General features: G+C 62.8%; 13 protein-coding genes. 8 read left to right on the forward strand and 5 right to left on the reverse strand.

Annotation, left to right across the window (positions count from 1 at the left end; all coding sequences use genetic code 11):
• Positions 1–144 precede the first annotated feature (144 nt).
• Genes AC0L2B_RS04965 through AC0L2B_RS04975 form a run of 3 tightly spaced genes read left to right on the forward strand, consistent with a single transcriptional unit; the run spans position 145 to position 2,375 of the window.
• On the forward strand, positions 145–777 hold the full coding sequence (locus AC0L2B_RS04965; RefSeq protein ID WP_473744446.1) for a LysE family translocator: 633 nt from the start codon (positions 145–147) through the stop codon (positions 775–777).
• A gap of 12 nt (positions 778–789) precedes the next feature.
• Complete coding sequence (locus AC0L2B_RS04970; protein ID WP_473744447.1) at positions 790–1,710, forward strand: dihydrodipicolinate synthase family protein; 921 nt, start codon at positions 790–792, stop codon at positions 1,708–1,710.
• A gap of 23 nt (positions 1,711–1,733) precedes the next feature.
• Positions 1,734–2,375, forward strand: a complete 642-nt coding sequence (locus tag AC0L2B_RS04975; RefSeq protein ID WP_473744448.1) for a LysE family translocator — start codon at positions 1,734–1,736, stop codon at positions 2,373–2,375.
• A 368-nt stretch (positions 2,376–2,743) separates the two neighbouring features.
• Here the strand turns inward: AC0L2B_RS04975 and AC0L2B_RS04980 are convergent, their stop codons facing one another.
• The 4 genes from AC0L2B_RS04980 to AC0L2B_RS04995 all read right to left on the reverse strand — a co-directional run bounded on the left by AC0L2B_RS04980 (position 2,744) and on the right by AC0L2B_RS04995 (position 6,450).
• Positions 2,744–3,826 carry a methyltransferase gene (locus AC0L2B_RS04980; RefSeq protein WP_473744449.1) on the reverse strand — a complete coding sequence of 361 codons (1,083 nt, stop codon included), beginning with the start codon at positions 3,824–3,826 and terminating at the stop codon, positions 2,744–2,746.
• 216 nt (positions 3,827–4,042) lie between these two features.
• Entirely contained in the window at positions 4,043–4,720 is a 678-nt protein-coding gene (locus tag AC0L2B_RS04985; RefSeq protein ID WP_473744450.1) for a DUF6064 family protein, read from the reverse strand.
• 86 nt (positions 4,721–4,806) lie between these two features.
• A complete protein-coding gene (locus tag AC0L2B_RS04990) occupies positions 4,807–5,625 on the reverse strand; it encodes an aldo/keto reductase (protein ID WP_473744460.1) in 819 nt (272 codons plus the stop codon).
• A gap of 324 nt (positions 5,626–5,949) precedes the next feature.
• Entirely contained in the window at positions 5,950–6,450 is a 501-nt protein-coding gene (locus AC0L2B_RS04995; protein WP_473744451.1) for a hypothetical protein, read from the reverse strand.
• A gap of 238 nt (positions 6,451–6,688) precedes the next feature.
• On the opposite strand from AC0L2B_RS04995, the gene AC0L2B_RS05000 reads away from it, so the two are divergent.
• Genes AC0L2B_RS05000 through AC0L2B_RS05010 form a run of 3 tightly spaced genes read left to right on the forward strand, consistent with a single transcriptional unit; the run spans position 6,689 to position 9,148 of the window.
• Positions 6,689–7,534 (forward strand): alpha/beta hydrolase, encoded by an 846-nt coding sequence (locus AC0L2B_RS05000; protein ID WP_473744452.1) that lies wholly within the window; start codon positions 6,689–6,691, stop codon positions 7,532–7,534.
• Positions 7,518–7,898, forward strand: coding sequence for a hypothetical protein (locus AC0L2B_RS05005; RefSeq protein WP_473744453.1), 381 nt, complete (start codon positions 7,518–7,520; stop codon positions 7,896–7,898). The genes AC0L2B_RS05000 and AC0L2B_RS05005 overlap by 17 nt, the downstream gene beginning before the upstream one ends.
• On the forward strand, positions 7,808–9,148 hold the full coding sequence (locus AC0L2B_RS05010; protein ID WP_473744454.1) for an ABC transporter substrate-binding protein: 1,341 nt from the start codon (positions 7,808–7,810) through the stop codon (positions 9,146–9,148). The genes AC0L2B_RS05005 and AC0L2B_RS05010 overlap by 91 nt, the downstream gene beginning before the upstream one ends.
• Before the next feature lie 268 nt (positions 9,149–9,416).
• Here the strand turns inward: AC0L2B_RS05010 and AC0L2B_RS05015 are convergent, their stop codons facing one another.
• A complete protein-coding gene (locus AC0L2B_RS05015; protein ID WP_473744455.1) occupies positions 9,417–9,806 on the reverse strand; it encodes a hypothetical protein in 390 nt (129 codons plus the stop codon).
• Positions 9,807–10,121: 315 nt separating this feature from the next.
• On the opposite strand from AC0L2B_RS05015, the gene AC0L2B_RS05020 reads away from it, so the two are divergent.
• Entirely contained in the window at positions 10,122–12,059 is a 1,938-nt protein-coding gene (locus AC0L2B_RS05020) for an adenylate/guanylate cyclase domain-containing protein (protein ID WP_473744456.1), read from the forward strand.
• 76 nt (positions 12,060–12,135) lie between these two features.
• Positions 12,136–12,324: a hypothetical protein gene (locus AC0L2B_RS05025; protein WP_473744457.1), complete on the forward strand. Its 189-nt coding sequence runs from the start codon at positions 12,136–12,138 to the stop codon at positions 12,322–12,324.
• Positions 12,325–12,644 lie beyond the last annotated feature (320 nt).

The raw sequence follows: 12,644 nt of genomic DNA on the forward strand, positions 1-12,644 counted from the left end.
CGTTGATCCAGACATTACCGGGAAAATCAGCCAGGCAAAGGCCTGAGGCCAACTGGACCAGCGTTTTTTATTCAAAACTGGTTCTATGTCAGGGCCAGTTGCGCTTGTATTGATGACGCCAGATTGCACCTCCTGGGAAGTAAAATGCTGGCCGAGTTCCACCAATTCATCATCGTCTTTACCGCCTACGTCATCGCTGCCGGCAGTCCCGGGCCGAGCAATATGCGTATCATGGCCGTTGCCATGAACGACGGCCGCGGGGCCGCGCTGGCAATCGCATCTGGCGTCGTCAGTGGCTCGATCTTTTGGGGCCTGATGGCGGCGTCAGGTGTCTCGGCGATCCTCAGTCGATACGCGCACGCACTTGTGGTCCTGCAGCTGATCGGCGGCCTGTATCTTCTCTATCTCGCCTTCAAGGCGGGCAAGGCTGCGCTTTCTTCAGACAAGGATCAGCTTCGCCCGACCAACGAACGGAAGGCGACGGCGGCCACTCTCTACCAGCGCGGACTGCTGATGCATCTCACCAATCCGAAATCGATCCTGGCTTGGATCGCGCTGATGACGCTGGGACTCGGGCCCGGGTCGTCGTCGCATACGGTTCTGGTGATCCTCGCGGGCTGCGCGGTGCTGAGCGTCACCATCTTCTGCGGCTACGCGATCGTCTTTTCGACCGCTCCCATGATCGCCCTGTATCGGCGGGCGCGGCGCTGGATCGAAGGCACGCTGGCGGTATTCTTCGGATTTGCCGGGCTAAAGCTTCTCCTGGCCCGCATCTGAAAAGGTTCCTTCATGTCACTCTTCCAAGGCCTTTCAGCATTCCCGATCACCCCGGCGGACGCTTCCGGCAGGCTCGACACCGCCGCCCTCGCGCGCCTTCTGAGGAACATCGAGGAGGCGAGAGCGGACTCCATCGGACTGCTCGGCAGTACCGGCGCCTATGCTTTCCTCACGCGACAAGAGCGTCGACGGGCGGTCGAAACGGCAATGGACACGGTCGGCGGCAAAATCCCGGTTATGGTCGGCGTCGGAGCGATCCGGACCAGCGATGCCGTGGACCTTGCCCGTGACGCGAAGGCTGCGGGCGCCGACGGCCTGCTGCTCGCTCCGGTTTCCTATACGCCGCTCGTCGACGACGAGGTCTTCGAACACTTCACCGCAGTCGCCGACGCAGGGCAACTCCCGCTTTGCATCTACAACAATCCCGGCACGACCAGGTTCACCTTCAGCCTGGACCTCATTTCCCGCTTGTCGAAGGTGGCGAACATCGAAGCCGTGAAGATGCCTTTGCCGTCCGGTGGTGACTTCGCGTCCGAACTCGCCTCCCTCCGGTCTGCGACCGGGTCGGCATTCAGGATCGGCTACAGCGGCGACTGGGGCGGCGCGCCTGCGCTGCTCGCCGGGAGCGACGCCTGGTATTCCGTCGTCGCAGGACTTCTGCCGTCACCGGCCCTGGCCCTGACGCGAGCGGCGCAAGCCGGGGACGCTGCGACCGTCGAGCGACTTGACGCCGCCTACGGACCGCTTTGGGCGGTGTTCAAGGAATTCGGCAGTTTCAGGGTGATGTATGTCGTCGCCAGGCTGCTGAACCTCTGCGACGTCGATCCGCCACGCCCTGTCCTCCCGCTGAAGGACCAGGCACGGCAGCGCGTCGCCGCCGCTCTCGACCATCTCGATGCGGTTTTCTCCGCTGGTTGTAAGCAACGTCGATAGTCAGTCTTCATCAGGATATTGCCATGCTGGATTCCAACGCCTTCACCGTCTACCTGTTCACGGCATTCCTGCTGGCAATTACTCCGGGTCCGGGGATTTTTTATGTCGCGGCCCGAACCCTTTCCGGCGGTCGCTCGGAAGGAATCGCTTCGAGCCTTGGCAATGGTTTCGGCGGGCTGTTTCATGTCGTGGCCGGCAGCCTTGGCGTCTCGGCGATCGTGCTGGCAAGCGCCGAATTGTTCACGGCACTCAAGGTGGTCGGCGCGCTCTATCTGGTCTGGATGGGATACCGAACCATTCGCCATGCCAGGCTCGACTACAAGTCGCTGGGTCATTCGGAGCCGCCCGTCGGCACGATGCGGGCCTTCAGGGATGGCGTTCTTGTCGAAGTGATGAACCCGAAGACGGCCGCATTCTTCCTCGCCTTCATTCCCCAGTTTGTCGATACATCGTCGGATCACGTCGTTCTGCAGTTCCTGATCCTCGGCGCCATCTCGGTGGCCCTCAACACGCTCGCCGATATTGTCGTGGCGTTTGCAGCCGGAAGGCTTCGCGACGGCGCGGCGTCGCGTGGGAATCTCGTTCGCCGTCTTCGTGAAGGCTCGGGCGGTGCCATGATCATGCTTGGATGCGGGCTGCTGCTGGCAAGGCGTCCGGTTGCCTGAGCTTGTGAGAAGGAGCAAAAATGCATGACGGCCGCTGCCTGGCGGGACCTGCGATGACGGCCGAATTCGCTTACCTCATCGACATTAAGTTCGTGACCAGACCTGCCTTGACCTCAAGCACCGGCGCGGGCGCCTCGGCATGACCGATGTCCCGCAACCGATCGGGGGTCAAACCAGCGATTGCCCGACGTCTTGAGACGGTCCGCTGCCAGGTCTTGAGAGCCGCGATTGCGGTTGCTGTGGTTTTCAGCACAAGTCCAAGCAGACGGTGACGATCGACGCGAGTTTGCGTGTGAGCCATTTTCGGCCTCCATCATCATTGTCGGCAGGTTGAACCGCGGGGCGCCTGTTCCACTGCGCTTTGCGCCTTACGGCTTGCGGCCGATCACGGCGCCGTTCGCGCCGGGTGCCTCGAACCAGACCGTCTCGATGTGCCGGAATCCGGCTTCCTCGAGCCACGCCGAATATTCGGCCTGCGTGTAGTTTCGTCCTTCCGTCTCGATCAGCATGTTGAGGCTCATCAGCGCCGCCGACGCCGGTCCGGTCTTTTCGTCATTGACGAGAAGCTCGCTGATGACGACTGCGCCGCCGCTCGGCAAAGCCCCGAACGACCGGCGCAGCAGGGCGCGGTTCTTCGCCTCGTCCCAATCGTGCAGGATCATCGACAGGAGATGCAAATCGTGACTCCCGGGAAGCTGCTCGAAGAAGTTGCCGCCTGCGGTCTCGATCCGGTCGGTCAAGCCGGCCTCGGCAATCTTTCCCGCGGCGATCGCGGCCACATGCGGCAAGTCGAACACGGTCGCACGCAGCGCCCCATACTGTTTGCAAAGCTCGATGTCGTACGCCCCCGATCCGCCGCCGATGTCCAGGAGGCGGCGGAAATGTCCGAAATCCAGGGCTTCGCCGAGCTTGCGCGCGGTCATCGTGGAGACCGAATGCATCGCCTCCCAGAACAGCGCCAGCATCATCGGATCTTCGCCGTCGAACGCCGAGGATCGCACAGCCGGGTCCCACGTGGTCGGCCGGTTCGTGCGCAGCGCCTCGGTAAGCCTGCCCCAGCCGGGATAGAGCCGCTTGTCGAGCATCTGCACAAAGGCGCCGAAGTAATACGGTTTTCCGCGCACGAGATAGGTTTCGCTTAACGGCGTGTTGCGATAGCGGCCGCCGGTTTTCTCCAGGAGCCCTAGTGCAGCGCAGCCGGTCAACAGCATCTCGGCCGGCCGTTGGTGCAGGCCGAGCGCTTCCGCCAGCTCCGCAACCGTGGTGCCGGCGCCGCCGGCAAGGCGGCTGAACAGGTCCAGCTCATGTGCTGCAGCCAGAGTCTTGAAGGCCCAGAAACCGGTCGAAAGCGCCATCAGCGGGACGGCGGAAGGAAGCTCCGGCGTGACGGCAATCGGGTGGACGGTTGCATGCTTGGCCGGAGGCGGTGCCCGCGAAAGTTGACTGGCCATGATCACCTCCTCTTTCAGAGCAAGTCACATCCGCAACCGTCTGGCGCAACCGGCTGGCTTGTGACAATCCACGCGGCGAGCGTGTGGCTGCGGTCTGCTGAAGTGCGAATCTGGCGGTGCGGCGTTACGCGACGATTTCAGAAGGAGAAAATTCGGTTACATCTGAAACTTGTATCATTAGGCCGGAGCCGGCTGGCTTTCTCGATCGTGCCGGCATCACCGGGCGATGCGGCGCAGGGTCAAGGCAGCTAAAATGGTGGCCGCTGCCAGAAGCGGCAGCCAGGCTTGCGGATCGCCCATGGCATGCAGCGTCAGGCCGCTGAGCAGCAGCCACAGCAGCGGGATCGCCAACAGCAGCGGCACAAGCCCGCCGCTCGCGGCAAGCAGGACGCCGAGCGCTGCGATCGCCGTCGGGTCCGGCGCGATGCCGAAGACCTCGGCGCTCGCCCATGGCCGCCCGAAGAGCGGCGGCAGCAGGGGATAAACGAGGCCAACGCCCGCGATCAGCAGCCCGAGCCGCCCTGCGATGTCCCGCCGGTCAAAGGCGAGGCCGCCGCGCGCGGCACCGCCGATCGCCAGCAGCAGCGCCTGCAGGCCGAAGGCCGGCGCGACATAGGCGATCGCCCAGTTGATCGCGGCATAGCGGCTCCACAGGAAGGACCAGCCGACGAAGGCAAAGAGCGCGGCGAGGACGAGCGCAATCCACAGACCATGGCGACGCGGCTGCCTAAGCACGAGCAGGACAATGGCGAGGCCGACGGCGAGCGTCAGGAGATGCAGCGGCCAGAACGCGGCATTGGCCAACTCGAACATGCGCCAGTAGACGCGCGGCGAGAAGAGCAGGAAATCCTCCAGCCGGTAGGTCCACCATTCCGACATCCAAGCAGGTTCCACAAAAGCCTCCCACGGTTTTGCGACAAGAACCTGCGACAAACAACAGAATCCAGGCAGGCATTCGTGGCCAGCCGACGAATGCCTGCCTAGAGGTCCCGGACGTAGGCCGCCATCCGCTCGCGCATGGCCGCGTCGGGGAGGGGTCCGGTCGCTGCCAACAGGTTCTCGCGCACGTGGTCGACGCGGGTGGTGGCGGGGATGGCGACGGTGACGGCGGGATGTGAAACGATGAATTTCAGTATGAACTGCGCCCAGGTCGCGGCACCGATCCCGGCCGCCCAGTCCGGCAGCGTCTCGCCCTGGAGCTGGCGCGTCAGCGCGCCTTGCCGAAACGGCCGGTTGACGATGACAGCCATGCCGCGCTCGGCCGCCAGCGGCAGCAGCCGTTCCTCCGCTTCACGGTCGACGACGTTGTAGGTGAACTGCACGAAGTCGAGTGGATGCGCGCGCATGATCTGTTCGAACAAATCGTGCCGCCGTCCTTCGGACGTTGTGATGCCGACATAGCGGATCCGCCCGTCCGCCTTCATGGCGAACAGGGTTTCGAGATGCGTCTCCCAGGCGACGAGGTTGTGGACCTGCACGAGGTCGAAGCGCGGCACACCCCAGAAGCGGCGCGACTGCTCGATCTGCGCGGGCCCGTCGGCGGCGGAGGAGGTCCAGACCTTCTCGGCGGAAAACAGCGCTTCGGGCCGACCGAGCTTTTCGAGCCCATAGCCGATCACGGGCTGCGAGGAGCCGTACATCGGCGAGGAATCGATCATGCGGCCGCCTGCCGCGAAGAAGGCCGCCATCACCTCGGCGCACTCGTCGCGCAGCACCGGATCGTCGCCGACATTGAAGGTGATCCAGGTGCCCAGGCCGACAGCGGGAAGCATTTCTCCCGAGGAGGGCACGGCGCGCATCGCCGGCGCGGGTGGCGCGCCGGGTGCGGCTGCCGGCAACACCAGAGCCGCTCCGGAAGCGGCGGCAGTCTTCACGAATGTCCTGCGGGTGATGATCATCGTCTGCCATCCCTGTCCTTTCGACCTCTTGTACTCCCGACCCAAAGAATGGTTCCGGCCGACCGCTTTTCGCAAGGCCGATCGGCAGGGAGCCGGCGGTCGGTCCCTGGCGACGGTTCGGATATGGAACGTCTGCCTGAAACAGGAACGAATGCTGCAGGGCCTGGGTTGCGCCAGCCAGCCCGATTACCTGGAACCCGATTAGCTGGCCGATTACCTGGCCGGTTACCTGGGGCTGGCTCCTGTCCTGACTTGATGGCGCTGGCGGGCATAGGCCACGCAGCCGTCTACCGTGCTGACGCAGAGCGCATCGCGGTGGTTCGGCGTGTTGTTGTCGCCGGCGTAGGCAACCTCGGCAACACGGCCATCGACCATTCGGATTTGCGTGTTGCAATAGCCGCCAGGATCGACATTGAGCGATCCTCCAATCGTCGGGATCGCACCCACGGCCAAGGTTGGAATCACCACGTTGAGATTGCCGCGTTGAACGGTACGCTGATAGGTCCAGATCTGGCTTCCCCCCGCATCAGCGGTGGCAGTCGGAAAGCCGGCGCACATTCGAACGTCCGCCTCGCTGAGACCAACCATCTCTTTGCGGGCTGCCGACGTTGTGGCGTCTTCCTTCGGGAGGTTCGACGTGTCGTCAGGGGCGACGCAGGAGGACACGATCGAACTGCCGGCCAGGAGAACAAGAGGGACAAGCTTGCGGATGCGGGAAAATATCATGTGACCGCGAAGTTAGGCGAGCAGACAACCGAGTCAACCTGCACAACTTCACGATGTCGTTGGTCGTGCCGCTCGGCTGGGCTTGACATCCGACGGCCCGGATAGCTGCTCACGCTTGCCCGATGATGTCAGGCGTTACGCGATGTAAAATACGTACTTTCCTGACGATGTGGATAAACTAATGCTTTTCAGTCACACAAAATGATGAAACAATGAAATTGAGATCGGGGAAAATTCGATGCGCAACGTCAGCGGACATGGCAAGCGCCTGTCCTATTACGATTTCGGGCACACGACGGTGTACGCCTCCCGCTTCGACCAGCGCTTCCCCTATTGCGCCTATGTCCCCGACGACTATGACGAGGACGGCGACAAGACCTATCCGCTGGCGGTGATCGTGCATGGCACCGAGCGAGGCATGCTCGCCTACCGGGACGCCTTCGCCGACTTCGCCGAACAGAACGGCGTGATCGTGCTCGCCCCGCTGTTCCCGGCGAATATCTGTTTTCCGGGCGATCTTTCCTCTTACAAGATGCTGCGCCAGGGCGACCTGCATTACGATGCCGTGCTGCTCGACATGGTCGAGGAGATGCGCGAGCGCTATCGCATCCGCGGCGACCGCGTGCTGATGTACGGCTTCTCCGGCGGCGGCCATTTCACCCATCGTTTCCTGTTCCTCCATCCCGAACGTCTGCTGGCGGCATCGATCGGTGCGCCGGGCGTCGTGACCCTGCTCGATTTCGAGCACGATTTCTGGGTCGGGGTCCGCGACTTCGAGAAAGTGTTCGGCAAGGCCATCGACCTCGACGCCATGCGCAAGGTCGCCGTGCAGATGGTGATCGGTGGTGACGATCTCCAAACCTGGGAGATCACCATCAAACCGGAGGATGACTGGTGGATGCCCGGCGCCGATCTCGCCGGCGCGACCCGCAACGACCGGATCAGATCGTTGAAGGGCAGCCTGGAGAGACATGGCGTCGAGGTGCAGTTGGATGTCGTGCCTGGCATCGCTCACAACGACGGCGCGCTCATCGCCAAGGTCAAGGAGTTCTTTGCGCGGACATTGAATGCGGCGCCCGCCTGAAAAACTGCCGTCAAACTGGAGATTAAAAATGGGAACAGGATTGATGATGGGAAGACGATTGCTCCAGGTGCTGGCGCCAATCGCGGTGATGATTTGTGCACTGCCGGCGATGGCGCAGGAGCAGCCGAAAACCGGCGGCACGCTCAAGGTCCGCATCAACGCAGACATCCGCGCCACCGACGGTCTTAATCGCGACGCAAACACCGACACCGTGCTGCACCATATCTTTGAGACGCTGGTGGCTTATCGCGCCGATCTCACGTGGGCCCGGCATTGGCCGAATCCTGGACGGTATCGGACGACGGCAAGACCTATGCCTTCACGTTGCGCGACGGCGCGGTTTTCCACAATGGCGACGCCGTGACCTCGTCCGACGTCAAATGGAACTGGGACCGCCGCATGGACCCGGCCAATCAGTGGTTCTGCATTCCCTTCTTCGACGGCAGCCAGGGCCTCAAGGTCGAGCAAGTGGCGACGCCTGATCCACGCACCGTGGTCTTCACGCTCAAGGCGCCGAATGCGCTCTTTCTGGCGCAACTCGCCAGTGTCCAATGCAATGGCTGGGTCGCCAGCCCGAAGAATGTCGGCGCCGACGGCAAGTGGCTCGCCGATTCCGCCATCGGCAGCGGCCCGTTCACGCTGAAGGAGTGGGTCAAGGGCCAGTATTTGGCGCTCGAGCGCTTTGCCGACTACAAGCCGGTGAAGGAGGCGCCGAGCGGCTTTGCCGGCAGCCGTGAGGCCTATGTCGACGAGGTGCGCTTCATGGTCGTCCCCGACACGGCGGCGGCGGAAACCGCGCTGTTTGCCGGCGAACTCGATGTCCTGCCCGATCTTGAATCGTCGCGTGCCGAGGAAGCCAAGTCGCGCGGCATGACGGTGCTGTCGACGCAAGGCCTGTCGTGGACGGTGATCCTGCTGCAGACCAAGGACCCGCTGCTGTCGAACGTCAAAATACGCGAGGCGCTGGCGCATGCCGCCGACATCAACCAGATCGCCGCCGCCAGCACCAGCGGTGCCGCCACGGGAGGTCCCTCGGCCGTCGCCCAGGCGAGCTCGTTCTTCGACGACGACTTCCTCAAATGGCCGGAATACGACCCGGCCAAGGCCAAGGCCCTGCTGGACGAAGCCGGTTACAAGGGCGAGCCGATCAAGATCCAGACCAACACCCGCTACCAGGGCATGTACGAGAACGCCGTGCTGCTGCAGGCGATGTTGACGGCCGCGGGCTTCAACGCCCAGCTCGAAGTGCTGGATTGGGCGGCACAGCTCGACAACTACCTTGTCGGCAAATTCCAGATCCAGTCCTTTGGCTATTCGGCTCGTCTCGATCCGTCGCTGATGTATGGCGTCATCCTTGGCGACAAGGCGACCGACCCGACGGCGCAGTGGGACAGCAAGGAGGCCCTCGATCTCTACACGAAGTCGATGGCCACGACCGACGCCGGGCAACGCAAGGCACTGTTCAAGCAGCTCCATGCACTCATGTCAAAGGATGTGCCGATCCTTGGCCTCTATTACGAGCCGTCCCTCGATGCCGTGTCGCCGAAAGTAAAGGGCTATTCGGTATGGCCCGCGGCAAACCCCCATGTATGGGGTGTCTGGAAAAGCGAATAGGCCGGCGGTTCTCCTGTCGCCGAAAGATCGGAGGCGTATTGCCCTCCGATCTTTCGTTTGAAGGTACCTGGTGGTGAAAACCTGACGGTTGGTACCCGTCATGGAAGACCTCTCTGGGTAGGATTTTGCGTTCACGTTCGCAATTAGAACGAGCAACCAGCGCCAATTCCAGTCATTCGTAGCCCTTCTCCAAACCTGACGTTCGCGCTACGGCTGCCGGCGATCCTGAGCCGACTGTCGGACGGTATGGCTGCCCGGATCCACCTGGTCAGATCATATGCACGAGGTAGGGTTTTGCCATCTCTTCCTGCACATAGGTTATTCCCTGTTCGGCCAGCGCCGCGTGCAACGTTTGCGCCGTGGTTTTGAAGATGAGTTGGCCTTCGACGCAAACCTTGTGTTCGCGCGCCCTTCTCCGGAACCACAGTGCCTGCATATATGGCGCGCTGCGCCTTAGGCCGACTTGCCGAGAGCTTTTCAGGATAAACCGAATCTGCTCACGCAGGGCCGCGTCGGTGTCCTCGCCGTGTTGAACGCAGTGCTCGATCAGAATCGGGTGGAAGAACGGCGTGAACGCGGTGTTGACCGCACAGGCCGCTTCTGCCGGTCCTCGACCTTGAGTTCGCCCGCCTCGGTCCCTCGCGAATGATCGGCTCAAAGATCGTCACCATTCGCTCGATATGCGACTTGATGATCGCCTCTCCTGCATGGCGGCGACGATCATGTCGTGCATGCGCCTTTCCGGGAGTTGACACTCTCGACACTGCGCGAGAAAGGGGCGCATCTTCGAGGCGCCCGCGTCCGCGACTGAGGCGGGCGCTCTTCCATATTTACGAAAGGAACACCCCTATGAGGATCGGAATCATCGGCGCTGGAAACATCGGCGCCACATTGGTGCGAATGCTTCGGCGCGTCCTCTCCTTAAAGCCGTCACCGGGCTTGCAATGCGGTGGCGCATTATGACATTGGCTGCATGAGCACGTCCGCACAACCAGTGCGTCTGGTCCGCCCCGAAAAGAAGCGGCGTCGCATACCCATTGCAGTCATCATGGCGATGAGTTTCGGCAGCCTCGTGTTCCTGTCGGTCGGCGGCGTGCTCGCATTGTCGGTCGGCGCCAACCTTCGCAACACTTTCGACCTGCTCGGCGCCCAGTCGACGCTCCTGATCGATGCGATGGAGGATTTGCTGCGCGCCGAGATGGGGCGCGCCGAGAGCGCCGTGGACGGCGTCGCGCAGCTCTACAAGCAGGGCGAGTTCCAGATCGACGACGAGGCGATGTCGGCGGCACTTGCCAGTGCGCTGGCGGCAGCGCCGGGGGTGAACGCAATGTTGATCTGCACACCCGACCTGATTTGCAGGGGGGCGGCGGTGACCGGGGACAACGACGCCAAATATCCTGCCGGAACGATCCGGAAACTCCCCGCCGAAACCGAGAAATCCCCGCAAGTGCGCGCCGTTCTTGAACAGCGCCAACAGGTCGACGGACGCCGGTGGGGCGCCTTCGTGGCCAACGAGTATGGCTTGTTCGCCAACGTCTCGGCGCCGCTGTCACGCGACGGCGCCACGAAGGCCTGGGTGATCGCCGCGGTGGAACTGCAGAACTTGTCTAAAATCACGCAGGAACTGTCGTCGCGCTTCGGCACGCATGCCTTCATTCTGGATGGCGACGGATCCATCCTGGCGGACCAGCGGCTGGCTTCCCCGGATGCGCTGAAGAACGGCATCCTGCCGCTGACGCCGCTCGCCAATTTCGGCGATCCGGTTCTCGCCGGATATGAGGCGCGCAAACCGGAAGCGGAGTTCAGCACGCAGCGTACCCGCGATATCGAGGTTGCCGAAATCCAGGTTGACGACAAGGACGGTTCGACGTCATGGGACGGAGAGAACACTTACGTCGCTATTACCCGTGAGATCACCGGCTATGGCGACCGGCCCTGGACGCTCGGCGCATATTTCAAGACCAGTCAGATCGGTGACGAAATCGAGCGCGTCATGGGATCGGCCATGCTTGGACTTGGCGCGATGGCGGTGGCGGTCATCGTCGCGATTCTTCTCGGCAAGCGCCTGTCGCGCCCGATCCAGGCGATTGCCGGCCAGGCCACGCGCGTCGCCGATTTCGATCTCGACGGCGTGACCCCCCTGCCGCGCAGCAGGGTGCTGGAGTTGGACAACCAGGCTTCGGCCTTCAATGCCATGCTGATCGGTCTGCGTGCATTCTCGACCTATATTCCGCGCTCGCTGGTGGCCAAGCTGGTGCGCACCGGAGAGATCGGCATCGCCGAACCGCGCGAAGCGGTCGTCACCGTCATGTTCACCGACATCGCCGGCTTCACCACGCTGTCGGAGCAGATGGACGCCGCCGCCGCGGCCAGGCTGCTGAACCACCACTTCGCGATCCTGTGCGGCGCGGTCGATGCACATGGCGGTACTGTCGACAAGTTCCTGGGCGACGGCATGCTGGCGTTCTTCGGCGCGCCGGATCGTCTGAAGGGCCATGCCGCCGCGGCCGTCCGCGCAGCCGCGGCCATCCGCGAGGAACTGGACAAGGACAATCTGGAAGCGGCTGGCGAAGGCCGGCCTCCGCTTCATGTCCGCATCGGCATCCACACGGGCTCCGTCATCGTCGGCAATATCGGCGCATCCGACCGCGTCAACTATACGATCGTCGGCGATACCGTGAACGTCAGCCAGCGGCTGCAGGACCTCGGCAAGCAGCTCGAACCGGGCGCCACCGCCGCAATCGCCATTTCCGGCGAGACCGCGTCGCGGCTCGACGAAAGGTTCGAAAGGATTCCGGCGGGCAAGCACCGGCTGCGCGGCCGCGGCGAGGCGACGGAGGTCTTCCAGCTTGGCAAAGTCGCGACGTCAGCATCGCCCCCTATGGACGTTCACCGCGCCCAAGCGGGCTGAGTAACATGGCGACAAGGCGACCGACCCGACGGCGAAGTGGGACAGCAAGGAGGCCCTCGATCTCTACACGAAGTCGATGGCCACGACCGACGCCGGGCAACGCAAGGCACTGTTCAAGCAGCTCCATGCACTCATGTCAAAGGATGTGCCGATCCTTGGCCTCTATTACGAGCCGTCCCTCGATGCCGTGTCGCCGAAAGTAAAGGGCTATTCGGTATGGCCCGCGGCAAACCCCCATGTATGGGGTGTCTGGAAAAGCGAATAGGCCGGCGGTTCATCTGTCGCCGAAAGATCGGAGGCGTGTTGCTCTCCGATCGTTCGATTGAAGGTACCTTCGCAATTAGAACGAGCAACCAGCGCCAGAAGCGGCCAATCAGACACACTTCGGACATGACGGCAATGGGCCGGTAGCGGCGTTGAGCAGATACGTCTGAAATTTACGCCACTGCGACACGAGCTATTTCGAGTTGTGTGCGTCAAGTTCTGCAAAAATGGCGTGGCATTCAGTGGTGACGTTGGCGTGTCCGCCGCGCAGCCCCCGTGTTTAGCGGAGCGGCGGACATGGCGGCCGCGTCTCAGGCGGCC

The organism is Mesorhizobium sp. WSM4815 (assembly GCF_055811575.1).

Excerpts from the sequence above, each read along its gene's own strand:
- AC0L2B_RS04965 (WP_473744446.1), top strand. The coding sequence starts at position 145 with ATGCTGGCCGAGTTCCACCAATTCATCATCGTCTTTACCGCCTACGTC.
- AC0L2B_RS05000 (WP_473744452.1), top strand. The coding sequence starts at position 6,689 with ATGCGCAACGTCAGCGGACATGGCAAGCGCCTGTCCTATTACGATTTC.
- AC0L2B_RS04990 (WP_473744460.1), bottom strand. The coding sequence starts at position 5,625 with ATGCGCGCCGTGCCCTCCTCGGGAGAAATGCTTCCCGCTGTCGGCCTG.
- AC0L2B_RS05005 (WP_473744453.1), top strand. The coding sequence starts at position 7,518 with ATGCGGCGCCCGCCTGAAAAACTGCCGTCAAACTGGAGATTAAAAATG.
- AC0L2B_RS05025 (WP_473744457.1), top strand. The coding sequence starts at position 12,136 with ATGGCCACGACCGACGCCGGGCAACGCAAGGCACTGTTCAAGCAGCTC.
- AC0L2B_RS04980 (WP_473744449.1), bottom strand. The coding sequence starts at position 3,826 with ATGGCCAGTCAACTTTCGCGGGCACCGCCTCCGGCCAAGCATGCAACC.
- AC0L2B_RS04970 (WP_473744447.1), top strand. The coding sequence starts at position 790 with ATGTCACTCTTCCAAGGCCTTTCAGCATTCCCGATCACCCCGGCGGAC.
- AC0L2B_RS05020 (WP_473744456.1), top strand. The coding sequence starts at position 10,122 with ATGAGCACGTCCGCACAACCAGTGCGTCTGGTCCGCCCCGAAAAGAAG.
- AC0L2B_RS04975 (WP_473744448.1), top strand. The coding sequence starts at position 1,734 with ATGCTGGATTCCAACGCCTTCACCGTCTACCTGTTCACGGCATTCCTG.
- AC0L2B_RS04995 (WP_473744451.1), bottom strand. The coding sequence starts at position 6,450 with ATGATATTTTCCCGCATCCGCAAGCTTGTCCCTCTTGTTCTCCTGGCC.